Here is a 23,301-nt window from a genome sequence, read left to right as displayed (position 1 = left end):
ACGAGCGCGATGAGCAAGACCCACTTCGGATATGACACGGTCGAGGAGCAGGACAAGGCGAAAAAGGTGGCGGGCGTGTTTCACTCCGTCGCGAGCAATTACGACCTGATGAACGACCTGATGTCCGGCGGGCTGCACCGCGTCTGGAAGCACTTCACGATCGGGCAGGCGAAGGTGCGGGCGGGTTACAAGGTGCTGGACATCGCGGGCGGAACCGGCGACCTGGCGATGGCCTTCGCGAAGCAGGCGGGCGAAACCGGCGAGGTCTGGCACACGGACATCAACGAATCGATGCTGCGTGTGGGCCGCGACAGGCTCGTGGACAAAGGCGTCATCACGCCGACGCTGCTTTGCGACGCGGAGAAGATTCCGTTTCCCGACAATTATTTCAATGTGATTACAGTTGCCTTCGGTTTGCGCAACATGACGCACAAGGATCGGGCGCTTGCCGAAATGCAGCGGGTTCTGAAGCCGGGCGGCCGGTTGCTGGTGCTGGAATTTTCCAAAGTGTGGGAGCCGCTCAAGAAACCGTACGACCTGTTTAGTTTCAAGGTGTTGCCGTGGCTGGGCGAGAAAGTTGCGAAAGACGCTGACAGCTATCGGTATCTGGCGGAGTCGATTCGCATGCACCCGGACCAGGAAACTTTGAAAACAATGATGGAACAAGCCGGTTTGGATCGAGTCGAATATTACAATTTGTCAGGTGGCGTGGTAGCGTTACACGTCGGGACAAAATTTTGATGTTCCACTCAACTTAAGGATTAGAAATGTCCGATTCGCGCTCACCCCAAACGCGGGGCTTCCTGAACGTCTTCTTCAGGAAGGCCGGAATCGTGGCGCTGGCTGGCGTTATTGCGGCCGGCGCAATCTTCGCGGAAACGGCGGAAGCCAAGCGCATGGGTAGCGGCCGCAGCATGGGCCGGCAGTCCGCCACGGCGACGCAGCAACATCAGGCCACGCCGCCGTCGCAGTCGATGCAACAGGGCCAGGCCGCGCAGCCGCAGCGCGCGCAACCCGCGCCCGCCGCGCCGGCGGCAGCGCAGCCCGCGCGTAATCGCTGGCTTGGGCCTATCGCCGGTCTGGCGGCAGGTCTCGGCATCGCGGCGCTGCTGTCGCACTTTGGCCTCGGTGAAGCCTTCGCCGGCGCCATGGCGAACATGATCATGATCGCGTTGATCGTGCTGGCGGCCGTCATGCTGTTCCGCTTCATCATGCGCAAGCGGCAGGGCAACAACGCCACGCCGGCCTACGCAGGCGCGGGTTCCGCTTCGCCTTATGGCAACACGACCGCACGCACCGGGCTGAACCAGGAGCCGGCGCGCACGTTGCAGCCGCAGGCGGGCGGTTTCGGCAGCAATGCGATCGATGCCCCGGCGACGGCCGCCGTGCAGCCGGAAGTTCCGGCAGGCTTCGATACCGAAGCGTTCATCCGTAACGCGAAGGTGTACTTCGTGCGCCTGCAGGACGCGTGGGATCGCGGCAACGTCAACGATATCCGCGAATTCACGACGCCCGAAATGTTCGCCGAAGTAAAGCTGGACGTCGATGCACGCGGCAGCACGCCGAACCGCACGGACGTCGTGCAGCTGAACGCCGACCTGCTCGGCGTCGAAGACCGCGCAGGCGAATACCTCGCGAGCGTGCGCTTCCACGGCCTGATCCGCGAGTCGGAAGGGGCGGCGGCTGAACCGTTCGTCGAGATCTGGAACCTGTCGAAGCAGAAGGCGGGCAACGAAGGCTGGCTGCTGGCCGGTATTCAGCAGGTAAGCTGATCGATGGCGGGCCGCAACGCCCAAAGGCGCTGCGGCCCGTGCGTTAGCGGCAAACTGACGTCATTGTTTCAAAAAGCCTCACCGTACGGCATGACCGCGCCGCCTGCGCGGTTATAAACCGTAGAATAGAACCCGCGCGAGCTGCCGCTTGCGCGGGTTTTTTCATCTCAGAGCCGATGACGAACGCACACGAATCATCCCGTCCCGCCACGAATCCCGCCTTGAGGACCGCGTCCACTGCGTTCGCGGCGGTCGTCAATCATTTGCTGGTGCGTGAGCCGTGGGCGCGCGAGCGCGTCAAGCCCTATGCCGGCAAGTGCGTGAAGCTCGTGTGCGGGCCGGTTTCGATTGCGCTCGTCGCGCAAGCCGACGGCCTTCTGGCGGCGATCACCGAAACGCAAACGCCGGTCTTCGACGTGACCATCGCCGTGCCGCTCGACGCGCTTCCCGCATTCCTGCAAGGCGGACAGGCGGCCGTGATGAAGCACGTGCGTATCGAAGGCGATGCCGAATTTGCGACGACGCTCGCGAAGCTGGCCGAACATTTGCGGTGGGATCCGGAGGAAGACCTGTCGCGCGTGATCGGCGACGCCCCCGCGCATCGCGTCGGCCGCATCGCCCGGACGGTGCAGGAGCAGACGCGGCGCACGAGCCGCAATGTGCTGGATTCGGTCGCCGAATATCTGCTCGACGAACGCCCGCAACTCGTGCGCAAGAGCGCGCTCGATGCATTCAACGCCGAGCTTTCGCGTGCGCGCGATGCGCTGGCGCGCGTCGAGAAGCGCATCGAGAGGATCGAACACGCAGTCCAGCAACAACCCACGGCCCGCGGCGCCTCAGCGCGGACCGGCGGCGAGTCCGTGCGCGACTCGCACGAATAACGAGCTGAAGCCAACCGACCATGCGTTTTCTGCGTTTCCTCAAGATTTTTTTCACGATCGTCCGCTTCGGCCTCGACGAGCTGGTGATGAGCGGCATCAACGATCGCCGCGTGCGCTATCTGATGCGCATCACCACCTTCGGCCGCCGCTTCGACATCGAGCGCGGCATCCGGCTGAGACTTGCGCTGGAAAGCCTCGGCCCGATCTTCGTGAAGTTCGGCCAGGTGCTCTCGACGCGGCGCGATCTGTTGCCGGTCGATATCGCCGACGAGCTCGCCAAGTTGCAGGATCGTGTGCCGCCGTTCGATTCGAACCAGGCGGTGTCGTTAATCGAGAAGGCGCTCGGCGCGCCGATCGAACAGCTTTTCGACGAATTCGAGCGTGTGCCGGTGGCGAGCGCGTCGATCGCGCAGGTGCACTTCGCGAAGATCAAGCACGGGGAGCACGCGGGCAAGCCCGTCGCGGTGAAGGTGCTGCGGCCCGGCATGCTGCCCGTCATCGATTCCGATCTGGCCTTGCTGCGCGACATTGCGATCTGGGCCGAACGCCTGTGGCCCGATGGCCGTCGCCTGAAGCCGCGCGAAGTCGTCGCGGAGTTCGACAAATATCTGCACGACGAACTCGATCTCATGCGCGAGGCCGCCAACGGCAGCCAGTTGCGGCGCAATTTCGCTGGGCTGGACCTGCTGCTGGTGCCGGAGATGTACTGGGACCTTTCCGCGCCGACCGTGCTCGTGATGGAACGGATGGTGGGCGTGCCGATCAGCCAGGTCGAGACGCTGCGCGCCGCGGGCGTCGATATTCCGAAGCTTGCGCGCGAGGGCGTCGAGATTTTCTTCACGCAAGTGTTTCGCGACGGCTTCTTCCATGCGGACATGCACCCGGGCAACATCCAGGTCAGTCTCGATCCGGCCACCTTCGGACGCTACATCGCGCTGGATTTCGGCATCGTCGGGGCGCTGTCGGACTTCGACAAGAACTACCTCGCGCAGAACTTCCTCGCGTTCTTCAAGCGCGACTATCACCGCGTCGCCACCTTGCATCTGGAGTCCGGCTGGGTGCCGCCGAGCACGCGCGTTGAGGAACTTGAAAGCGCCATTCGCGCTGTCTGCGAGCCGTACTTCGATCGCGCGTTGAAAGACATATCGCTGGGACAGGTGCTGATGCGGCTCTTTTCGACGTCGCGGCGCTTCAACGTCGAAATTCAGCCGCAACTCGTGCTGCTGCAAAAGACGATGCTCAACGTCGAAGGTCTCGGCCGTTCGCTCGATCCGGAACTGGATCTGTGGAAAACCGCGAAGCCTTACCTCGAACGCTGGATGAATGCGCAGATCGGCTGGCGCGGCTGGTACGAACGCCTGCAAATGGAAGCGCCGCAGTGGAGCAAGACGATCCCGCAACTGCCGCGGCTGATCCATCATCTGCTCGCGGAACGGCATGACGTGCCGAGAAGCGGCAACGAAGACACGATGCGCCTGTTGCTCGCCGAGCAAAAGCGCACGAACCGGCTGCTGATGACGCTGCTGGTCGCCGGGCTTATTACGGTGGCGGGCGCGGGCGTGGTCATCGCACAAATGTGGATAGGCTATCCATGAGCGATCCGACTTTCACTCACCGCGATCCCGACTCGCCCGGCTTCTGGGACGAGCGGTTCGACCAACGCTTCACGCCCTGGGATCAGGCAGGCGTGCCGGAGGCGTTTCAGTCGTTCGTGGCTGCGCTGCCCGAGCCTCGCGCCAGCAAGGTGCTGATTCCCGGCTGCGGCAGCGCCTACGAAGCGTCGTTTTTGGCCGAGCGCGGCTGCACCGTGCGTGCGATCGACTTTTCGGCAAGCGCCGTCGCGGCGGCGCGCGGGCAGTTGGGCGCGCGGGCGGATATCGTTGAGCAGGCCGATTTTTTCTCGTATGAGCCGCCGTTTGCGCCGGACTGGATCTACGAGCGCGCGTTTCTATGCGCGCTGCCGAAGGCTCGCTGGGCGGATTACGCCGGCCGCATGGCGGCGCTGTTGCAACCGGGCGCGCTGCTGGCCGGCTTCTTTTTCATCGGCGCGACGCCGAAAGGGCCGCCGTTCGGCATCGAGCGCGACGAACTCGATGCGCTTCTCACGCCGCATTTCGAACTCATCGACGACCGCGAAGTCAGCGGCTCGCTTCCCGTCTTTGCCGGCCGCGAACGCTGGCTGACCTGGCGGCGCGCTTGAAATCCATCGACCGCGCCCTCATCTGACTCGATGCTGCACGGCTCCACGCGCCCAAAAATCCGGGCCCGGGGCGGTTTGCGGCTATAATTCAAGGCTTTGCAAGCGTCGACAGATCATTGTAGGAAGAGTGCCATGCCGATTTATGCATACCGCTGCGCATCCTGCGGCCACGAAAAAGACGTGCTCCAGAAACTGAGCGATGCACCGCTCACGCAATGTCCTGCCTGTGGCAAGGACGCATTTTCCAAGCAAGTGACCGCGGCGGGTTTCCAGCTCAAGGGTTCGGGTTGGTACGTCACCGATTTCCGCGGCGGCAATAACGGCGGCTCGTCGAATGCCGCGACGGCGAAAGCCGGCGAAACGGCTGCCGCGAGCGATGGCGCAAACGCTGGCGCCGCGTCGTCATCCGATGCGTCGACGCCTGCAAGCACAACGCCCGCCGCCGCTGCGCCGGCATCGTCCAGCTCGTCGGACGCGGCCTGACGCCCGAGCGCCAGACGTGCGGCGCGGCTGAAGTCGCGGCGGCCGACGGCTCGGACCGCCGCGCATTCCGGGACGCGCACGAGCCGCAGCAAGCGCGAGCGCCGCGCTCACCCCACGCCCAGCCCGCTCAACCGCTCGCAGCGACCATACCGACTACAACGTGACGACGAAAAAGACTACGCTCAAAACCGTGTTCCTCACCGGCCTGCTCGTGCTGGTGCCGCTTGCCATCACCCTGTGGGTGCTCGGCCTCGTGATCGGAACGATGGACCAGACGCTGCTGCTGTTGCCGTCCGCGTGGCAGCCCGAGCGTGTTTTCGGTTTCCACTTGCCGGGCTTGGGCGCATTGTTGACGCTGGCGTTCATCTTCATCGTCGGCCTGCTCACGCAAAATTTCATCGGGCAGAAGCTCGTACTGTGGTGGGACGCGATCGTTCGTCATATTCCTGTCGTCGGCCCGCTTTATACCAGCGTCAAACAGGTGTCGGACACGCTGCTCTCGTCGAGCGGCAATGCGTTTCGCAAGGCGCTGCTGATTGAATATCCGCGCAAGGGTTCCTACACGATCGGCTTTCTGACCGGCATTCCCGGCGGCGACGTGCTGAACCATCTGAAGGAAGATCACGTGAGCGTCTATGTGCCGACGACGCCCAACCCGACCTCCGGCTTCTTCCTGATGATGCCGAAGAGCGAGGTCGTCGAACTGGACATGACCGTCGACGCGGCACTGAAATACATCGTCTCGATGGGCGTGGTCGCCCCCGCTCCGAGCGCGCCGCTCGCGCCGGTTGCGCCCGCGCGCCGCCCCACCGAGCCGCCGATGTAATGCCGGCGCGCGCGCCGGGAATCGAGCCGACGAAGAGCCGACCCGCACGCGAGCCGTTGATTAACGAACAACGAAACACACACACATCATGTCGATGCGATCTGAATACTGCGGTCTGGTGACCGAAGCCCTGCTGGGCCAAACCGTCTCGCTGTGCGGCTGGGTCCATCGCCGCCGCGATCACGGGGGCGTTATCTTCATCGACTTGCGCGATCGCGAAGGGCTCGTTCAGGTCGTCTGCGATCCGGACCGCGCCGAGATGTTCAGCGTCGCCGAGGGCGTGCGCAACGAATTCTGCGTGCAAGTGAAGGGCGTCGTGCGCAACCGTCCGGAAGGCACGGCCAACGCGAACCTCACGAGCGGCAAGATCGAAGTGCTGTGCCATGAGCTGACGGTGCTGAACGCATCGGTCACGCCGCCGTTCCAGCTCGACGACGACAACCTCTCGGAAACCACGCGCCTCACGCATCGCGTGCTGGACCTGCGCCGCCCGCAGATGCAGAAGAACCTGCGACTGCGCTATCGCGTGGCGATGGAAGTGCGCAAGTATCTGGACGAGCAGGGTTTCATCGACATCGAAACGCCGATGCTCACGAAGAGCACGCCGGAAGGCGCGCGCGACTACCTCGTGCCGTCGCGCGTGAACGCGGGCCAGTTCTTCGCGTTGCCGCAATCGCCGCAATTGTTCAAGCAATTGTTGATGGTCGCGAACTTCGACCGTTACTACCAGATCACCAAGTGCTTCCGCGACGAAGACCTGCGCGCCGACCGTCAGCCGGAATTCACGCAGATCGACTGCGAAACCTCGTTCCTCACCGAGCAGGAAATTCGCGATCTGTTCGAGAACATGATCCGCCACGTCTTCAAGGAGACGATGGATGTCGCGCTGCCGGAGCAATTCCCGGTAATGCTGTACTCGGAAGCGATGCGCCGCTTCGGTTCCGACAAGCCCGACCTGCGTGTGAAGCTCGAATTCGCCGACCTGACCGACGCCGTGCGCGACGTCGACTTCAAGGTGTTCAGCATGCCGGCGAACTCCAAGGACGGCCGCGTCGCTGCGCTGCGCGTGCCGAAGGGCGGCGAGCTGTCGCGTGGCGATATCGACGGCTACACGGAATTCGTGCGCATCTACGGCGCGAAGGGCCTGGCGTGGATCAAGGTCAACGACAAGACCAAGGGCCGCGACGGCCTGCAAAGCCCGATCGTCAAGAACCTGCATGACGCCGCGCTCGCCGCGATCATGGAGCGCACCGGCGCCGAGAACGGCGACATCATCTTCTTCGCGGCGGATCGCGCGAAGGTCGTGAACGACAGTCTCGGTGCGTTGCGCCTGAAGATCGGTCATTCGGAATTCGGCAAGTCGAACGGTCTGCTGGAAACCGGCTGGAAGCCGCTGTGGGTGATCGACTTCCCGATGTTCGAGTACGACGAGGAAGAGAACCGCTACGTGGCCGCGCACCATCCGTTCACGAGCCCGAAGGACGAGCACCTCGAATACCTCGAAACCGATCCTGCCCGCTGCCTCGCCAAGGCGTACGACATGGTGCTGAACGGCTGGGAAATCGGCGGCGGTTCGGTGCGTATCTTCCAGGAAGACGTGCAGAGCAAGGTGTTCCGCGCGCTGAAGATCGGCGCGGAAGAAGCGCGCCTCAAGTTCGGCTTCCTGCTCGACGCGCTCCAGTACGGCGCGCCGCCGCACGGCGGCATCGCGTTTGGTCTGGACCGTGTCGTCACGCTGATGTCGGGCGCCGATTCGATCCGCGACACCATCGCCTTCCCGAAGACGCAGCGCGCGCAGGACCTGCTCACGCAAGCGCCGAGCGAAGTGGACGAGCGCCAGTTGCGCGAACTGCATATCCGTCTGCGTCAGCCGGAGCAGAAAGCGCAGTAAGCGTCGCATTTGTCGGAATGAGAAAGGCGCGGGACCGTTTTGGCCCGCGCCTTTTTCGTTTTTTGCGTTACAGTTTCCGGGCCAAAGACATAACGAAAGCGCGTTCCTCACGTCATGCAGAAGCCGCCCAAAATCCCCGAATCGGTACTGGTCGTCATTCATACGCCCGACCTCGATGTCCTCATCATCGAGCGCGCGGACCACAAAGGGTTCTGGCAATCCGTGACAGGCTCGAAAGACACGATCGACGAACCGCTTATCGAGACTGCCGCGCGCGAAGTGCAGGAAGAGACGGGAATCATCATCGGCAGCACGCTCGTGCCGGACGCCGCGCTGCTCGACTGGCATCACAGCATCCAGTACGAGATCTATCCGCAGTGGCGGCATCGCTATGCGGAAGGCGTCATGCACAACACCGAACACCAGTTCAGTCTCTGTGTGCCGCACTGTCTGGAAGTGACACTCGCGCCGCGCGAACACACGTCCCATCTCTGGCTGCCGCTGCGCGAAGCCGCCGACCGCTGCTTCTCGTGGTCGAACCGCGAAGCCATCCTCCAACTGCCCGAGCGCCTTGCGGCGCATAGCCGATGATCGGTGTTCGGCCGCGGCGCAAATTCAAACGGTTGCGCCAGGCGCTGTTTTCCGGGCGGCGTCCGCCACGGCTTTGCTTCACCGTCGGCAACGAGGTGCGCATTTTTCAAGGCGGCGTGCAGTTTTTTCCTGCGCTGATCGAGCGGATCGACCATGCGCAGGAGTACGTGTCGCTCGAAACGTATATCTTTGCCAACGACGACAGCGGCCGCGCCGTTTCCGATGCGCTCGTGCGCGCGGCGGTGCGCGGCGTGACGGTGCGCGTGATTACCGATGGCGTCGGCACCGAACGCAATCTGCCGATGTTTGCGCAATGGAAGGAAAGCGGCGTCGATCATCGCATCTATAACCCGCATCTGCTGTTCGGGCCGCTTGGCTTTTCGCGCACGCATCGCAAGCTCGCGGTCATCGACGGGACCTACGCGTTTTGCGGCGGCATCAATATCGTCGATGACTTCGACCAGAACGGAACGCGACTCGAGGAGCCGCGCTGGGACTTCGCGATGGAAGCGAAGGGGCCCGTCGTCAAGGACGTGCGCGATGCATTCGACGTTCAATGGGACCGCATCCGGCTTGGCGTCAAGCCGCGCGAGCCGCGTACGGCGGACTGCGATGCGGAGCCGCCGCAAAGCCGATGGAGCTCGCGCCGTGCGAGGCGTGCACGCCAGCGCGCGCGCCTCGGCGAAATCCATGCGGTGGACCGCCCGTGCGTCGCGTTCGTTGCGCGCGACAATCTGCTGAACCGCCGCGCCATCGAGAAGGCCTACCTGCGGGCTATCGCCCATGCCGAGCGCGAAGTGCTGCTCGCCAATCCCTACTTCATGCCGGGCCGCAAACTGCGGCGCGCGCTCGTTTACGCGGCGCAGCGCGGCGTGCGCGTTTCCCTTGTGATCGGGCGCAAGGAATTCGTCGCGCTCGACTACGCGACGCCTTTTTTGTATGGCAACCTGCTAAAGCACGGCGTGCGCATCGCCGAATATGAGAAGACGATGCTTCATGGCAAGGTCGCTGTCGTGGACGCCGACTGGGCGACGATCGGCTCCTCGAACCTCGACGCGCTCTCGCTCGTCCTGAACAACGAAGCGAACATGGTGCTCGTCAATCACCCGGAGATCGCGGGATTGCACGACGCCATTCTTCAGGCGTTTGATGAAGGCAGCCGTATCGACGAAAAGCGTTACGCTTCGCGCCCGCTGACCGAACGCGTTTTAAGCTGGCTCGCCTACAACAGCTACCGCGCGATGATGAAAGTGATCACCATCGGCCAATACGATTAAAACCAGAAAAGGCAGGGAGCGGGGCAGAATAGATGCCGGGCGTCAAGTATGCTCCCACGAAATGGGAAGTCGGGCAGTCACTTACATGCAGTCCATGCATAAAAAGCGACAATCATCAGGTCGAGTTTGAGATTCGTCTCATTGACTTCGACTAAGAGTTAGAAATGGCTTTCTAATAAATTGCTTGTTTCACCGGCGATCGGCGACAATAATAGAACGGCCGTTCGTTTTCAATCGGGTCACGAGAGGACGGTAGGGATCATGCGAAAAGGCGAACAGACGCGGGCCGCGATTCTCGACGCAGCGTTGGATCTGGCAAGCCGGGACGGGCTGGAAGGGTTGACGATCGGCCTTCTGGCCGAGCGGATGCAAATGAGCAAAAGCGGCGTGTTTGCGCATTTCGGCTCACGCGAGGACTTGCAAGTGGAAGTGGTGCGCGAGTACCACCGCCGTTTCGAGGACGAAGTGTTCTTCCCGAGCTTGCGCGAACCGCGCGGCTTGCCGCGATTGCGGGCGATGATGAGCCGCTGGATGGAGAAGCGCATCGAGGAAGTGACGACGGGCTGCATCTACATCAGCGGGGCGGTCGAGTATGACGACCGCGCGGCGAGTGCGGTGCGCGAGCAGCTCGTGAACAGCGTGACCACCTGGCGCGAGGCGCTGTTGCGGGCGATTCGCCAGGCGAAGGACGAAGGGCATTTGAAACCGGAGACGGATCCGCAACTGATGCTTTTCGAGTTGTACAGCTTCACGCTCGGCCTGCATCACGACGCGCGTTTCCTGCATATGCCGGGGGCCGTGCAACTGACGCGGGACGCGCTGGAGAAGACGATCGTTTCGTATCAGACGTCGAACATATCCGCCGATGGCGGCGCACGGCAGGCAATCGAGCCGGGCGCACTGGGAGGCGCGAGTGTGTCGGCGAATCTGACTTCGCATCAACACGGGAGTCGTTAGCGGCGCTGGCTGAATCGTGAAGGGTTCGGCGGCGCGCAACGACCAGCTCGAGTAACTGGAGAGACTCATGGGACAGTATGCCGCCCCCCTTCGCGACATGCAGTTCGTGCTGCACGAATTGCTGAATGTTGAAGCCGAACTGAAGCGCATGCCGAAGCATGCCGAGCTGGATGCGGACACCATCAATCAGGTGCTCGAGGAAGCCGGCAAGTTCTGCTCGGAGGTCGTGTTTCCGCTCAACCAGTCGGGCGACCGCGAGGGCTGCACGTATGAGGGCGATGGCGTCGTGAAGACGCCGTCGGGCTTCAAAGAGGCGTATCGCCAGTACGTCGAGGCGGGCTGGCCCGCGCTCGGCTGTGATCCCGAATTCGGCGGGCAGGGCCTGCCTGCGTTCGTCAACAATGCGCTGTACGAAATGCTGAACTCCGCGAATCAGGCCTGGACGATGTACCCCGGCCTGTCGCATGGCGCATACGAGTGCCTGCACGCGCATGGCACGCCGGAGCAGAAGTCGGTGTATCTGCCGAAGCTGGTCGAAGGCGTGTGGACGGGCACGATGTGCCTGACCGAACCGCATTGCGGCACCGATCTCGGCATTCTGCGCACGAAGGCCGAGCCGAACGGCGATGGCTCCTACGCGCTCACCGGCACGAAGATCTTCATTTCGAGCGGCGAGCACGACATGGCGGAGAACATCGTGCATCTGGTGCTTGCGCGTCTGCCCGGCGCGCCGATGGGCACGAAGGGCATCTCGCTCTTCATCGTGCCGAAGTTCGTTCCGGATGCGAACGGCGCGATCGGCGAGCGCAACGGCATCAAGTGCGGGTCGATCGAGCACAAGATGGGCATCCACGGCAACGCCACGTGCGTGATGAACCTGGATGGCGCGAAGGGCTGGCTCGTCGGCGAATCGAACAAGGGCTTGAACGCCATGTTCGTGATGATGAACGCGGCGCGTCTGGGCGTCGGCATGCAGGGGCTGGGCCTGACGGAAGTCGCGTATCAGAACTCGCTCGCGTATGCGAAGGAGCGTCTGCAGATGCGCGCGCTCACCGGTCCCAAGGCGCCGGACAAGGCGGCTGATCCGATCATCGTTCATCCGGACGTGCGCCGCATGCTGCTCACGCAGAAGGCGTATGCCGAGGCGGGGCGTGCGTTCGCGTATTGGGCGGCGCTCAATATCGACAAGGAACTGTCGCACGAGGATGAATCGGTGCGCCGCGAGGCGGCGGATTTCGTCGCGCTGCTGACGCCTGTGATCAAGGCGTTTCTCACCGATAACGCGTTCGAAGGCACCAATCTCGCGGTGCAGATTTACGGCGGGCACGGCTTCATTTCCGAATGGGGCATGGAGCAGTATGTGCGCGATGCGCGCATCAACATGATCTACGAAGGGACGAATTCGATTCAGGCGCTCGATCTCCTTGGACGCAAGATTCTCGGCGACATGGGCGTGAAGATGAAGGCTTTTGGCAAGGTCGTGGCGGCATTCATCGAAGAAGAGGGCATCAAGCCCGAGATGCAGGAGTTCATCAATCCGCTTGCCGATATCGGCGAGAAGGTGCAGAAGCTCACGATGGAGATCGGCATGAAGGCCATGCAGAATCCTGATGAAGTCGGGGCTGCTGCCGTGCCGTACATGCGGACTGTCGGGCATCTGGTGTTTTCTTATTTCTGGGCTCGGATGGCGAGGGTGGCGCTGGATCGCGCAGGTTCCTCGTCTGATGCTTTTTATGCTGCCAAGCTGGCTACTGCGCGGTTCTACTTTGCCAAGCTGCTGCCTGAGACCGCTTCTACTATTCGCGCCGCGCGCTCGGGGGCTAAGTCTTTGATGGAGTTTGATGAGGCTTGGTTTTGAGGTTTTATCGTTTCCTGGAACTTGTATTCGTGTCGGTCTATTAGTGCGCCCCTCCCCGGGGCGGGGGTCACTTTCTTTGCCGCTGCAAAGAAAGTAACCAAAGAAAGCAGCTTTTTTAGGCCCGAAGCACAGTATGGGTGACCACTCCGTAGAACTTCAGTGGCACTCGAATTAATTAGCAGCCTTGAATCACCTTCCACGCCCGCTGAGCGCCACGTCCTCCGAGCCCCTTGGCTCGACAAAACCAACGGGCGGTTGACGTGGACGCAACCTTTGAAGCGCAGCACGAGCGACGAACTTCTAAACCGCGTACTGCTCGGCATTGAAAGTACAGAAGCAACCGAGAGTGGCGAGGCAGTGAAATACGTTGGGTGTTAACGAGCCAAAGGGCTCGCAGGACGTATGTGCTCAGTGGGCGTGGAAGGTGATTCAAGGCTTTATCAAGCTGAGTGCCACCGAGGTTCTACGAAGTGGCTGCATTATTGTTGCTTAGGGCAGCTCAGAAAAAGCTGCTTTCTTTGGTTACTTTCTTTGCAGCAGCAAAGAAAGTGACCCCCCCGCCGGGGAGGCGGCTACTGAAAAGAAACGCAAAACACCGCATCAAATCCACCGAACCCCAACGCGCCGCGAAAGCAAAAAACCCCAACCGGAGAGGTAACCCAAGTGAGCACCTTGAACATCCGCAAAGTCGCCGTGCTCGGCGCCGGCGTGATGGGCGCGCAGATCGCTGCGCATCTGATCAACGCCCGCGTGCCCGTCTTGCTGTTCGATCTTCCCGCAAAGGAAGGCGCAAAGAACGGCATCGCGCTGAAGGCAATCGAGAACCTCAAGAAGCTGTCCCCTGCGCCGCTCGGGATCAAAGACGACGCCCAATACATCGAAGCGGCCAACTACGACGACGACATCGAGAAACTGAAAGAATGCGATCTCGTCATCGAAGCCATCGCCGAGCGCATGGACTGGAAGCACGATCTCTACAAGAAAGTGTCGCCGCACATCGCGCCGCACGCGATCTTCGCCAGCAACACGTCCGGCCTCTCGATCACCGAACTGTCGAACGGCTTCGATGAAGAACTGAAATCCCGCTTCTGCGGCGTGCACTTCTTCAATCCGCCGCGCTACATGCATCTGGTCGAACTCATTCCGACTGCATCGACGAAACCGGAAATCCTCGATCAACTGGAAACGTTCCTCACGAGCGTCATCGGCAAAGGCGTCGTGCGCGCCAAGGACACGCCGAACTTCATCGCGAACCGCGTCGGCGTCTTCTCGATCCTCGCCGTCATCGCCGAAGCGGAAAAGTTCGGCCTGCGCTTCGACGAAGTCGACGATCTCACCGGCGCACGCCTAGGCCGCGCGAAATCCGCAACCTTCCGCACCGCCGATGTCGTCGGCCTCGACACGATGGCGCACGTCATCAAGACGATGCAGGACAACCTCGCCGACGATCCGTTCTTCCCCGTCTATACGACGCCGCCCGTGCTCGCCGAACTGGTGAAGAACGGCGCGCTCGGCCAAAAGTCCGGCGCAGGCTTCTATCGCAAGGAAGGCAAGGCGATCAAGGTCCTCGACCCGAAAACAGCGCAATACGTCGATGGCGGCGCGAAGGCGGACGAGATCATCGGCCACATTCTCAAGCGCCCGCCCGCCGAACGCTTCAAGCTGCTGCGCGAGACGGACAACAAGCAGGCGCAATTTCTTTGGGCCATCTTCCGCGACGTGTTCCACTACATCGCGGTGCATCTCGAATCGATCGCGGACAACGCGCGCGACGTCGATCTCGCCATCCGCTGGGGCTTCGGCTGGAGCCAGGGTCCGTTCGAAAGCTGGCAGGCAGCCGGCTGGCAGCAGATCGCGAAGTGGGTGCAGGAAGACATCGACGCCGGCAAGGCACTCTCCAGCGCACCGCTGCCCGCGTGGGTGCTCGACGGCCCCGTCGCGGAGAAAGGCGGTGTCCATACCGACGAAGGCTCGTGGTCGCCGAAGTCGAAGCGCTTCGAGCCGCGCTCGACGCTGCCCGTCTACAGCAAGCAGGTGTTCCGCGCACCGCTCATCGGTGAAACCGGCGCCGATCCCAAGACCTACGGCAAGACGCTCTTCGAAACCGACGCCGTGCGCGCCTGGCTCGACGATGCTCAGGGCGATGTCGTGATCGTCTCGTTCAAGACGAAGATGAACACCATCGGTCCCGGCGTCATCGACGGACTCACGCAAGCCATCGAACTCGCCGAGAAGGAATACCGCGGCGTGGTCATCTGGCAGCCGGCGTCGCTCACGCTCGGCACGCCGGGCGGCGCGTTCTCGGCAGGCGCCAATCTCGAAGAAGCCATGCCCGCCTTCATGATGGGCGGCGCGAAAGGCATCGAACCGTTCGTGAAGAAGTTCCAGCAAGGCATGCTGCGCGTGAAGTACGCGAACGTGCCGGTGGTGTCGGCGGTATCGGGCATTGCGCTCGGCGGCGGGTGCGAACTGCTGCTGCATTCGGCGAAGCGCGTCGCGCATGTCGAGAGCTACATCGGGCTCGTGGAAGTCGGCGTCGGTCTCGTGCCGGCGGGCGGCGGCCTGAAGGAAGCCGCGTTGCGCGCAGCGGAAGCTGCGAGCGCCGTCAACGCAACGAGCGATCTGCTCAAGTTCCTGCAGAAGCCGTTCGAGAACGCGGCGATGGCGAAAGTCTCCGGCTCCGCGCTCGAAGCACGCGCGATGGGCTATCTGAAGCCGTCGGACACCATCGTGTTCAACGTGCACGAATTGCTCGACATCGCTAAGAAGGAAGCGCGGGCGCTGTCGGACGCGGGTTATCGCGCGCCGTTGCGCGTGAAGCAAGTGCCGGTGGCGGGCCGCTCGGCGATAGCGACGATCAAGGCGTCGCTCGTCAACATGCGCGATGGACGCTTCATCAGCGCGCACGACTTTCTGATCGCGAGCCGCATCGCTGAAGCGGTGTGTGGCGGGGACGTCGAAGGCGGCAGTCTCGTGGATGAAGAATGGCTGCTCGCGCTCGAGCGGCGGGCGTTCATCGAACTGCTGGGCACGCAAAAGACGCAGGAACGGATCATGGGCATGTTGCAGACCGGCAAGCCGGTTCGCAACTAAGGCGCGCGGAACATCGGAGCTTGATATGAGCAAACAACTTCAGGAAGCATACATCGTCGCCGCGAGCCGCACGCCGATCGGCAAGGCGCCGCGCGGCGTGTTCAGGAACACGCGCCCGGACGAACTGCTCGTCCACGCGATCAGATCGGCCGTCGCGCAAGTGCCGGGGCTCGATACGAACGTGATCGAAGACGCGATCGTCGGCTGCGCGATTCCGGAAGCGGAGCAGGGCTTGAACGTCGCGCGCATGGGCGCGCTGCTCGCCGGGCTGCCGAAGACGGTCGGCGGCGTGACGGTGAACCGCTTCTGCGCATCGGGGCTGACGGCGCTCGCGATGGCGGCGGACCGCATCCGCGTGGGCGAGGCCGACGCGATCATCGCGGGCGGCTGCGAATCCATGAGCATGGTGCCGATGATGGGCAACAAGCCGTCGCTGTCGCCGCATATCTTCGATCGCAGCGAGGACATCGGCATCGCTTACGGCATGGGGCTGACGGCCGAGCAAGTGGCCGAACGCTGGAAGGTGAGCCGCGAGGCCCAGGACGCGTTCGCGGTGGAGTCGCATCGCCGTGCGCTGGCCGCGCAGCAGTCGGGCGAATTCGCCGATGAAATCGCCCCGTACATGCTCAACGAGCGCTTCCCCGATCTTGAAAGCGGCGAAGTGCGCGTGAATGCGCGCGAGATCGCATTCGACGAAGGCCCGCGCGCCGACACGACGCTCGAAGGTCTCGCGAAACTGCGCGCCGTGTTCGCGAACAAAGGCTCCGTGACGGCGGGCAACAGCTCGCAGACATCGGATGGCGCGGGCGCGTTGATCGTCGTGTCGGAAAAGATCCTGAAGCAGTTCAACCTGACGCCGCTCGCGCGCTTCGTGAGCTTCGCCGTGCGCGGCGTGCCGCCGGAGATCATGGGCATCGGGCCGAAGGAAGCGATTCCGGCCGCGCTGAAGGCAGCAGGGCTGAAGCAGGACGATATGGACTGGATCGAGCTGAACGAGGCGTTCGCGGCGCAATCGCTCGCGGTCATCAACGATCTGGGTCTCGACACGTCGAAGCTGAATCCGCTCGGCGGGGCCATCGCGCTCGGGCATCCGCTCGGCGCGACCGGCGCAATCCGCTCGGCAACGGTCGTTCACGGGCTGCGCCGCCGCAACCTGAAGTACGGCATGGTGACGATGTGCGTCGGCACCGGCATGGGCGCGGCGGGGATCATCGAGCGCGTTTGACCTTGAACCGTCCGCGGGCGCGATGCTCGCGGACGCCGCCATCGGAAGGAGACAGCGGAATGGATATCGTCATCGAACGCGCGCAAGCCGTGCTGAGCATCGTGCTCAATCGTCCCGACAAGAAGAACGCGATCACCGCGGCGATGTATCAGGAAATGGCCGACGGCCTCTACGAAGCCGAGAAAGACCCGGACGTGCGCGCCGTTCTGCTGCGCGGCAACGGCGGCGCGTTCAGCGCGGGCAACGATCTCGAAGACTTTCTCAACGACCCGCCGAAGGAGCAGGACGCGCCCGTGTTCCAGTTCCTGCGGCGGCTGTCCGGCATGCCGAAGCCCGTCGTCGCGGCGGTATCGGGCGTGGCGGTCGGTGTCGGCACGACGATGCTCCTGCATTGCGACATGGTCTATGCCGCGAAGAACGCGGAATTCTCGCTGCCGTTCGTGCAGCTTGGGTTATGTCCGGAGGCGGCGTCGAGTCTGCTGCTGCCGCGCATCGCAGGATATCAGCGGGCGGCGGAAAAGCTGCTGCTGGGCGAAGCGTTCAGCGTCGATGAAGCGGTGAGCATGGGCTTCGTCAACGGCGTGGTCGATGCCGCCGAACTCGATGCCTACGCGTTCGAGCGCGCACGGCGGCTCGCGGCGCTGCCGGCCGCTTCGCTGCGTGCGACGAAAGCGCTGATGAAAGGCGAGCAGTCGGCTGAAGTGCCCGCACGCATGGACGAGGAAGCGGCGCACTTTTCGCGGATGCTCGTCGCGCCGGAAGCGCGGGAAGCGTTTGCGGCGTTCTTCGAGAAGCGGAAGGCGGATTTCACGAAGTTCCAGTGAAGCCGGTCATTCCACGTCGTATTCCACGTAGCTGTTCTCGCGCGCGAAGCTCACCAGCCGCAAGCCCGCCTGCTTCGCGATGCCGATGGCCAGCGATGTCGGCGCAGAGATGGTGACGACCATCGGCACGCCCACGCGCGCCGACTTGCGCACGAGCTCGTAGCTTGCGCGGCTCGACAGGAACACGAAGCCCTGCGTCGTATCAACGCGCTGCAGCACGAGCTGGCCGATGAGCTTGTCGAGCGCGTTATGCCGTCCCACGTCTTCGAACGCCAATCGGACGGCGCCGGTGTCGTCGCACCAGGCCGCAGCGTGCAGCCCGCCCGTCAGCTTCGTCAAACGCTGATGCGCGGGCAACTCGCGCGCCGCGCGCTCGATCGCATCGGGCGCAAGCCGCGTTAGAAAGCCGGTATCCGGCACGCGCTCCGGCTGAAGATCCAGCAAGTCGATACTTTCTATTCCGCACACGCCGCAACCGGTGCGGCCCGCCAGCGCGCGGCGCTTGTCCTTCAGCGCAAGAAACGCCTGCTGCACGACTTGCAGATGCACTTCGGCATGCGGCAGCGTGTGGCCATCGTCGCGGTAATAGACTTCGATATCGTGAATGTCGCTTCCACGCTCGACGATGCCCTCGGTCAGCGAGAAGCCCATTGCGAACGCTTCGAGATCGCGCGGCGTGCACATCATCACCGCGTGCGAGATGCCGTTGAACACCAGCGCAACGGGCCATTCCTGACCGACGTTATCGCTTGCAACGGCGAGTTCGCCGCGCCGATGCCTGCGCACCTGCCGCTCGATATAGCCCGGCTGATCTTCGGTTTCGAGTTGATTCACTTGACTTGCACTCCGTTGCTGCACGAACGAGGACTTCGTTAGAGTCCGGGTATAGGGCTTGCTCTATGGACTTGCTGCCCGCGCTCGTTCACAGGCGCACGCAGCGGCACACAATGCACGGTTCGAGCCCAACACCAGGCCCTACAATAACTTAAGCGGGCGATGCGCGCCGGCGCGCGCCCCTCAAACTAACGAGGCTATCGCCATGGGACTTTACGACGCCGCCCGTCTCTTCAAGTTCGAGATCGAATCCTCGGACAATCTGCGCTTCATTCCGCTTGCGGTGCGCTTCAATCTCGACCGCTTCGGCATGCGCATCACGCTCGATCAATGGCAGATGCTTCCTTACGACGATCGCGTGCTGCTCGCGCGCTTTCCGATCGAAGACGAAGCCGAGGTCGAGAAGAACTTCGATCTCGCGCTCGAAGAGATGCTGAAGACGCACGCGAACGCCGCGCCTGAGAGAATCCCGCGCGACCCCGAACCCGTTTGGGCGCACGCCGACGCAGTGCCGGAGACCGTTATCCGTCAGAGCAGCCTGTCGGGTGTGAGCGCGCCGAGCCTCTCGCATTGGGCCGCGCTCGATCCGTTCCAGCGTTATGCGCTTGCCAAGCTCTCGCGCAATACCGACAAGGCCAATCACGACTTTCTGCCCGCGATGCGGGAGTTCGGGCTGGCTGAATAACGCGGACGGAATTTTTCTTTTCGGGCGACGCTAAAGACCGTCGAAAACCTGCCGTTATCTGCGTTATCCACTATTCGCGGTGTGAGCCCAGGCTTCACGCCGCGCTTTTGCGTGGGCGCGCGCACGCCATCGGCGTGTCCATCGCGGAACAACAGGATCGGCCCGTCGCACATGACTCGTTTCCTCTCCAGGCGTTTGCTCGTGAATATCGCCGTGGTGCTCGCCGCGCTCGGCGCGAATGCGTTCGTCGCGTGCGAGCGAATCGCCGACTTGCGCGACGGCAATGCCCGCACGCTGCGCTCGATGAGTCTGCTGCGCGATCTCGCGGCCTATCGCGACGCGCTCGGCGAAACGCTCACGCAACTGAGCCGATTCGAGGCGACCGGTGTCGTCGAGCCGATGGCGCAACACGAGGCGCGTGAAGCGCATCTCGACGCGCTGGAAAGCGGACTGCGCGCCCAGACCGCGCTGGAACCCGGTGTCACCGGCGCGTTCGATGCGCTGGTCGCGCGCGTCGCCACCATGCGCACCGACGCCACGCTCGCCGACGAACGCGCCCGCCGCGCGCTTCCCGACGAACCGCGTACCTGGGTCGACGCCGCGTTCGTCTCGCTCGGCGCGGACCAGCAGGCCGTCGACGAACAACTTGCCGCGGTGCGTTCGCGTATCGATACGGCGACCGTCGCCGCGCTCGACCGCTCCGCGACCGGCTCGGGCGGCGCGATGCTGCTGCTCGCCTTCACGATGCTCGCCGGCAGCGGCGTCCTCATCTACCTGTTCGCGAGCCACGAGCGTTCGTCGCGTGAAAAGCTCGGCATCGCGCGGGCAAAGAATCGCAGCAACGAGCGATTCCGCGGCATGTTCGAGGCGCATCCGGTGCCGATGTGGATCGTCGATCGGGAGACGATGCGCTTCATCGCCGTGAATCCCGCCGCGGTCGAGCATTACGGCTACGCCGAAGCCGAGTTCATGGAGATGACCTTGCGCGATCTGCATGTCGCCGACGACTTCGACCGTTTCGCGGCGCGGCTCGCCCGCGGCGGCGCGGAGGCCGGCGACCGCGCGACGCGCGGCCAGCGGTCGAGCGGCGTGTGGCGCTACCGGCATCGCGATGGCTCGACGAGCAGCGCCGACGTCTCGCATCACGCGCTGACCTATTCGAACCGGCCGGGGCTGTTCATGCTGGCGAACGACGTGACCGACCGCATCAACGCGGAAGCCGAGGCGCGCCGCTCGAACGAGATGCTCGAAGCGGTCATCGACAACATTCCACAGCGGGTATTCTGGAAAGACCGCGAGTCGCGTTATCTGGGCTGCAATAACGCGTTTGCCCGCGATGCGGGGCTCGCGTACAACGAGCAGGTCATCGGCAGGACGGACGATGACCTGCCGTGGTCCGCCGCCGCCGACACGGTGCGCGCCGACGACCAGGAAGTCATCGAGACGACCGTGCCGAAGATGCACTTCGAGCGCGACGTGCTCGTCGGCGAGACGCTGCATACGGTCGTCACGAGCCTGCTGCCGCTGCTCGATGGCGAAGGGCATACCATCGGCGTGCTCGGTTCGTACCAGGACGTAACGGAGCGCAAGCGCGCCGAACTCGCGCTGCGTCTGCAAAGCCGTGCGCTCGACGCGAGCGTGAACGCGATTCTCATCACCGGCGTCGTGAACGGCGCGAACGTGATCGAGTATGCGAATCCGGCGTTCAAGCGCATCACGGGCTACGATCCCGCCGAGGTCATCGGCCGCAACTGCGGCTTCCTGCATGGCACGGACCGGGATCAGGAAGGGTTGAAGTCGATTCGCCGCGCGCTCTCGGCGGACATGGAGACGAGCGTCGTCGTGCGGAACTATCGCAAGGATGGCGCGCTTTTCTGGAACCAGCTTTTCGTCGCGCCGGTGCCGAACGCGCAAGGGCTGACGACGCATCACATCGGCATCATCAACGACGTGACCGACCTGATGGACTATCAGGAACAACTCGAATATCAGGCGAACTACGACACGCTCACGCGGCTGCCCAACCGCAACCTGCTGCGCGACCGGCTGCAACAGGCGATCGAACAGGCGCGGCGGCGCGGGACCAAAATCGCGGTCGTGTTCATGGACCTCGACGGCTTCAAGAACGTCAACGATAGCCTCGGGCACAGCGTCGGCGATCGCCTGCTCGCGGTGATCGGCGAACGGCTCGCGCGCTCGGCGCGATCGAGCGATACCGTCGCGCGCCACGGCGGCGATGAGTTCGTGTTCGTGCTGCCGGACATCACCGACGAAGCGGGTCTCATCGTCTGGATGGAGCGCACGCGAGCGGCGATCTCGGAACCCGTCTGGCTCGACGAAACCGAGCTTTACGTCGGCTGCAGCATGGGCGCGAGTCTCTTCCCGCAAGATGGCGACGACGCCGAGACCGTGCTCAAGAAGGCCGATCTCGCGATGTATCGCGCGAAGGATCTCGGGCGCAACACGTATCAGTTCTATCACCCGGAGATGAACGCGAGCGTCGGGGCGCGCATGAATCTGGAGCGGCGGCTGCGGCGCGCGCTGCGCGACGGCGAGTTCCTGCTGCACTATCAGCCGCAAGTCGATATGGCGACGCGGGCGATCGTCGGTATCGAGGCGCTCGTGCGATGGCACGATCCCGAACAGGGGCTCGTGTCGCCGGCGTCGTTCATTCCGGTCGCGGAAGAGAGCGGGCTGATCGGGCCGTTGTCGGAATGGGTGCTGCGCGAGGCGTGCCGGCAGAACAAGGCGTGGCAGGATGCGGGTCTGCCGCCCGCGCGGGTGTCGGTGAATCTGTCGGCGCGGCATTTTCAGCAGCGCGACATCGCGACGCTCGTCACTTCCGTGCTGGAAGAGACGGGACTCGAGCCGCGCTATCTGGAACTGGAACTGACCGAAAGCGCGATCATGCGCAACGCCGAAGACGCGGTGGCGATGCTGTCGGAGCTATCCGCGCTCGGCATCGGCATTGCGATCGATGACTTCGGCACCGGCTATTCGAGCCTGTCGTATCTGAAGCGCTTTCCGGTGCATCGGCTGAAGATCGACCGCTCGTTCGTCGCGGATATCGGCTCGTCGGGCGACGATGAAACCATCACCTCGGCGATCATCGCGCTCGCGCATTCGCTCGAATTGCAGGTGATCGCGGAAGGCGTCGAAACGCCCGCGCAGCACGAGTTTCTGCGCGAGCGCGATTGCGACGAAATGCAGGGCTTCCTGTTCTCGCGCCCGATGCCGCATGACGCCATTCCGGGGCTGTTGCAGCAGGGCGTGCTATTGAACTAACGGTGAACGGGCTTCAATCCAGCGGCGGCAACGCACGCGGCCGGCGATCGTCGTCGGTCGCGACGTACGTCAGCGTCGCTTCCGTCACCTTGACGACTTCTTCCGCGAGGCTCATGCGCTGCGCATAGACCTCGACGTAGATGGTGATTGACGTATTGCCCGTCTTCACGATGTCGGTATAAAAGCTCAGCAGATCGCCGACGAATACCGGGTTCTTGAACAGAAATGAATTCACCGCGATGGTCGCGACGCGCCCGTTGGCGCGGCGGCTTGCCGGAATCGAACCGGCAATGTCCACTTGCGCCATGATCCATCCGCCGAACACGTCGCCGTGCATATTGGAATCGGCGGGCTGCGGCACGACGCGCAGGGTCACGGGCTTTTGAGGAAGTTTCGATTCTTCAGGCATGAAAGGCAGTCCGATTGCTGTCGCTCGATGCGAAGGCGGGCGCGAGCGTGGCCCTGAACCTTCTGCGACAATGCTTATGTATAGGGAAAGGCCGTGCGCATCGGCACTGCATGAGCGACGCGGCCTTCGACAAATTGTACGGGAAGCACGCACCGCGTGCGCCCGCTCCACATAAGGCGTCGCACGCCGCGCCGTGACGTGATGTTCGCG

The 23,301-nt window shown here is 63.2% G+C and carries 19 protein-coding genes; 17 read left to right on the top strand and 2 right to left on the bottom strand.

Features of this window, described 5'->3' with window-relative positions; all coding sequences use genetic code 11:
* Nucleotides 1-9 precede the first annotated feature (9 nt).
* The 15 genes from ubiE (at nt 10) to LDZ21_RS12120 (ending at nt 17,878) form a co-directional block, all read left to right on the top strand.
* Nucleotides 10-741, top strand: a complete 732-nt coding sequence (gene ubiE, locus LDZ21_RS12190; RefSeq protein ID WP_244793539.1) for a bifunctional demethylmenaquinone methyltransferase/2-methoxy-6-polyprenyl-1,4-benzoquinol methylase UbiE — start codon at nt 10-12, stop codon at nt 739-741.
* A 26-nt stretch (nt 742-767) separates the two neighbouring features.
* Nucleotides 768-1,772, top strand: a complete 1,005-nt coding sequence (locus LDZ21_RS12185; RefSeq protein ID WP_244793538.1) for a Tim44 domain-containing protein — start codon at nt 768-770, stop codon at nt 1,770-1,772.
* Nucleotides 1,773-1,993: 221 nt separating this feature from the next.
* Nucleotides 1,994-2,653: a ubiquinone biosynthesis accessory factor UbiJ gene (locus tag LDZ21_RS12180; RefSeq protein WP_244793537.1), complete on the top strand. Its 660-nt coding sequence runs from the start codon at nt 1,994-1,996 to the stop codon at nt 2,651-2,653.
* A 20-nt stretch (nt 2,654-2,673) separates the two neighbouring features.
* On the top strand, nt 2,674-4,248 hold the full coding sequence (gene ubiB / locus LDZ21_RS12175; RefSeq protein WP_035961741.1) for a ubiquinone biosynthesis regulatory protein kinase UbiB: 1,575 nt from the start codon (nt 2,674-2,676) through the stop codon (nt 4,246-4,248).
* A complete protein-coding gene (locus tag LDZ21_RS12170) occupies nt 4,245-4,853 on the top strand; it encodes a methyltransferase domain-containing protein (RefSeq protein WP_244793536.1) in 609 nt (202 codons plus the stop codon). The genes ubiB and LDZ21_RS12170 overlap by 4 nt, the downstream gene beginning before the upstream one ends.
* 132 nt (nt 4,854-4,985) lie before the next feature.
* A complete protein-coding gene (locus LDZ21_RS12165; protein ID WP_035961737.1) occupies nt 4,986-5,336 on the top strand; it encodes an FmdB family zinc ribbon protein in 351 nt (116 codons plus the stop codon).
* Between the two features lie 160 nt (nt 5,337-5,496).
* A complete protein-coding gene (locus tag LDZ21_RS12160; protein ID WP_035961735.1) occupies nt 5,497-6,162 on the top strand; it encodes a DUF502 domain-containing protein in 666 nt (221 codons plus the stop codon).
* 88 nt (nt 6,163-6,250) lie between these two features.
* Nucleotides 6,251-8,053, top strand: coding sequence for an aspartate--tRNA ligase (aspS, locus tag LDZ21_RS12155; protein WP_244793535.1), 1,803 nt, complete (start codon nt 6,251-6,253; stop codon nt 8,051-8,053).
* A gap of 114 nt (nt 8,054-8,167) precedes the next feature.
* Nucleotides 8,168-8,644 (top strand): dihydroneopterin triphosphate diphosphatase, encoded by a 477-nt coding sequence (nudB, locus tag LDZ21_RS12150; protein WP_244793534.1) that lies wholly within the window; start codon nt 8,168-8,170, stop codon nt 8,642-8,644.
* The gene (locus LDZ21_RS12145) at nt 8,641-9,921 is read left to right on the top strand and encodes a phospholipase D-like domain-containing protein (protein WP_244793533.1); all 1,281 of its coding nucleotides are present in this window, start codon (nt 8,641-8,643) and stop codon (nt 9,919-9,921) included. Before nudB ends, LDZ21_RS12145 begins: the two co-directional genes overlap by 4 nt.
* 261 nt (nt 9,922-10,182) lie before the next feature.
* Nucleotides 10,183-10,878: a TetR/AcrR family transcriptional regulator gene (locus LDZ21_RS12140; RefSeq protein WP_035961729.1), complete on the top strand. Its 696-nt coding sequence runs from the start codon at nt 10,183-10,185 to the stop codon at nt 10,876-10,878.
* 67 nt (nt 10,879-10,945) lie between these two features.
* The gene (locus LDZ21_RS12135; RefSeq protein ID WP_244793532.1) at nt 10,946-12,736 is read left to right on the top strand and encodes an acyl-CoA dehydrogenase C-terminal domain-containing protein; all 1,791 of its coding nucleotides are present in this window, start codon (nt 10,946-10,948) and stop codon (nt 12,734-12,736) included.
* Between the two features lie 663 nt (nt 12,737-13,399).
* A complete protein-coding gene (locus LDZ21_RS12130) occupies nt 13,400-15,829 on the top strand; it encodes a 3-hydroxyacyl-CoA dehydrogenase/enoyl-CoA hydratase family protein (protein WP_244793531.1) in 2,430 nt (809 codons plus the stop codon).
* Between the two features lie 25 nt (nt 15,830-15,854).
* A complete protein-coding gene (locus LDZ21_RS12125; protein ID WP_244793530.1) occupies nt 15,855-17,054 on the top strand; it encodes an acetyl-CoA C-acyltransferase in 1,200 nt (399 codons plus the stop codon).
* Nucleotides 17,055-17,113: 59 nt separating this feature from the next.
* Complete coding sequence (locus LDZ21_RS12120; RefSeq protein ID WP_244793529.1) at nt 17,114-17,878, top strand: enoyl-CoA hydratase; 765 nt, start codon at nt 17,114-17,116, stop codon at nt 17,876-17,878.
* A gap of 6 nt (nt 17,879-17,884) precedes the next feature.
* Here the strand turns inward: LDZ21_RS12120 and fdhD are convergent, their stop codons facing one another.
* The gene (gene fdhD / locus LDZ21_RS12115; protein ID WP_244793528.1) at nt 17,885-18,712 is read right to left on the bottom strand and encodes a formate dehydrogenase accessory sulfurtransferase FdhD; all 828 of its coding nucleotides are present in this window, start codon (nt 18,710-18,712) and stop codon (nt 17,885-17,887) included.
* 205 nt (nt 18,713-18,917) lie between these two features.
* Between fdhD and LDZ21_RS12110 the strand changes: the two genes are divergently transcribed.
* Entirely contained in the window at nt 18,918-19,397 is a 480-nt protein-coding gene (locus LDZ21_RS12110; RefSeq protein ID WP_035961719.1) for a nitrate reductase associated protein, read from the top strand.
* A gap of 171 nt (nt 19,398-19,568) precedes the next feature.
* Complete coding sequence (locus tag LDZ21_RS12105; RefSeq protein WP_244793527.1) at nt 19,569-22,682, top strand: EAL domain-containing protein; 3,114 nt, start codon at nt 19,569-19,571, stop codon at nt 22,680-22,682.
* 13 nt (nt 22,683-22,695) lie between these two features.
* On the opposite strand, the gene LDZ21_RS12100 is transcribed toward LDZ21_RS12105, so the two are convergent.
* Complete coding sequence (locus LDZ21_RS12100) at nt 22,696-23,091, bottom strand: acyl-CoA thioesterase (protein WP_244793526.1); 396 nt, start codon at nt 23,089-23,091, stop codon at nt 22,696-22,698.
* Between the last annotated feature and the right edge of the window lie 210 nt (nt 23,092-23,301).

It is taken from the genome of Caballeronia grimmiae (genome assembly GCF_022879615.1).
Classification (GTDB): domain Bacteria; phylum Pseudomonadota; class Gammaproteobacteria; order Burkholderiales; family Burkholderiaceae; genus Caballeronia; species Caballeronia grimmiae.
This window is presented reverse-complemented; position numbering and strand designations above follow the sequence as displayed.

Excerpts from the sequence above, each read along its gene's own strand:
- ubiE (WP_244793539.1), top strand. The coding sequence starts at position 10 with ATGAGCAAGACCCACTTCGGATATGACACGGTCGAGGAGCAGGACAAG.
- LDZ21_RS12185 (WP_244793538.1), top strand. The coding sequence starts at position 768 with ATGTCCGATTCGCGCTCACCCCAAACGCGGGGCTTCCTGAACGTCTTC.
- ubiB (WP_035961741.1), top strand. The coding sequence starts at position 2,674 with ATGCGTTTTCTGCGTTTCCTCAAGATTTTTTTCACGATCGTCCGCTTC.
- LDZ21_RS12170 (WP_244793536.1), top strand. The coding sequence starts at position 4,245 with ATGAGCGATCCGACTTTCACTCACCGCGATCCCGACTCGCCCGGCTTC.
- LDZ21_RS12165 (WP_035961737.1), top strand. The coding sequence starts at position 4,986 with ATGCCGATTTATGCATACCGCTGCGCATCCTGCGGCCACGAAAAAGAC.
- aspS (WP_244793535.1), top strand. The coding sequence starts at position 6,251 with ATGTCGATGCGATCTGAATACTGCGGTCTGGTGACCGAAGCCCTGCTG.
- nudB (WP_244793534.1), top strand. The coding sequence starts at position 8,168 with ATGCAGAAGCCGCCCAAAATCCCCGAATCGGTACTGGTCGTCATTCAT.
- LDZ21_RS12145 (WP_244793533.1), top strand. The coding sequence starts at position 8,641 with ATGATCGGTGTTCGGCCGCGGCGCAAATTCAAACGGTTGCGCCAGGCG.
- LDZ21_RS12140 (WP_035961729.1), top strand. The coding sequence starts at position 10,183 with ATGCGAAAAGGCGAACAGACGCGGGCCGCGATTCTCGACGCAGCGTTG.
- LDZ21_RS12135 (WP_244793532.1), top strand. The coding sequence starts at position 10,946 with ATGGGACAGTATGCCGCCCCCCTTCGCGACATGCAGTTCGTGCTGCAC.
- LDZ21_RS12125 (WP_244793530.1), top strand. The coding sequence starts at position 15,855 with ATGAGCAAACAACTTCAGGAAGCATACATCGTCGCCGCGAGCCGCACG.
- LDZ21_RS12120 (WP_244793529.1), top strand. The coding sequence starts at position 17,114 with ATGGATATCGTCATCGAACGCGCGCAAGCCGTGCTGAGCATCGTGCTC.
- LDZ21_RS12110 (WP_035961719.1), top strand. The coding sequence starts at position 18,918 with ATGGGACTTTACGACGCCGCCCGTCTCTTCAAGTTCGAGATCGAATCC.
- LDZ21_RS12105 (WP_244793527.1), top strand. The coding sequence starts at position 19,569 with ATGACTCGTTTCCTCTCCAGGCGTTTGCTCGTGAATATCGCCGTGGTG.
- LDZ21_RS12100 (WP_244793526.1), bottom strand. The coding sequence starts at position 23,091 with ATGCCTGAAGAATCGAAACTTCCTCAAAAGCCCGTGACCCTGCGCGTC.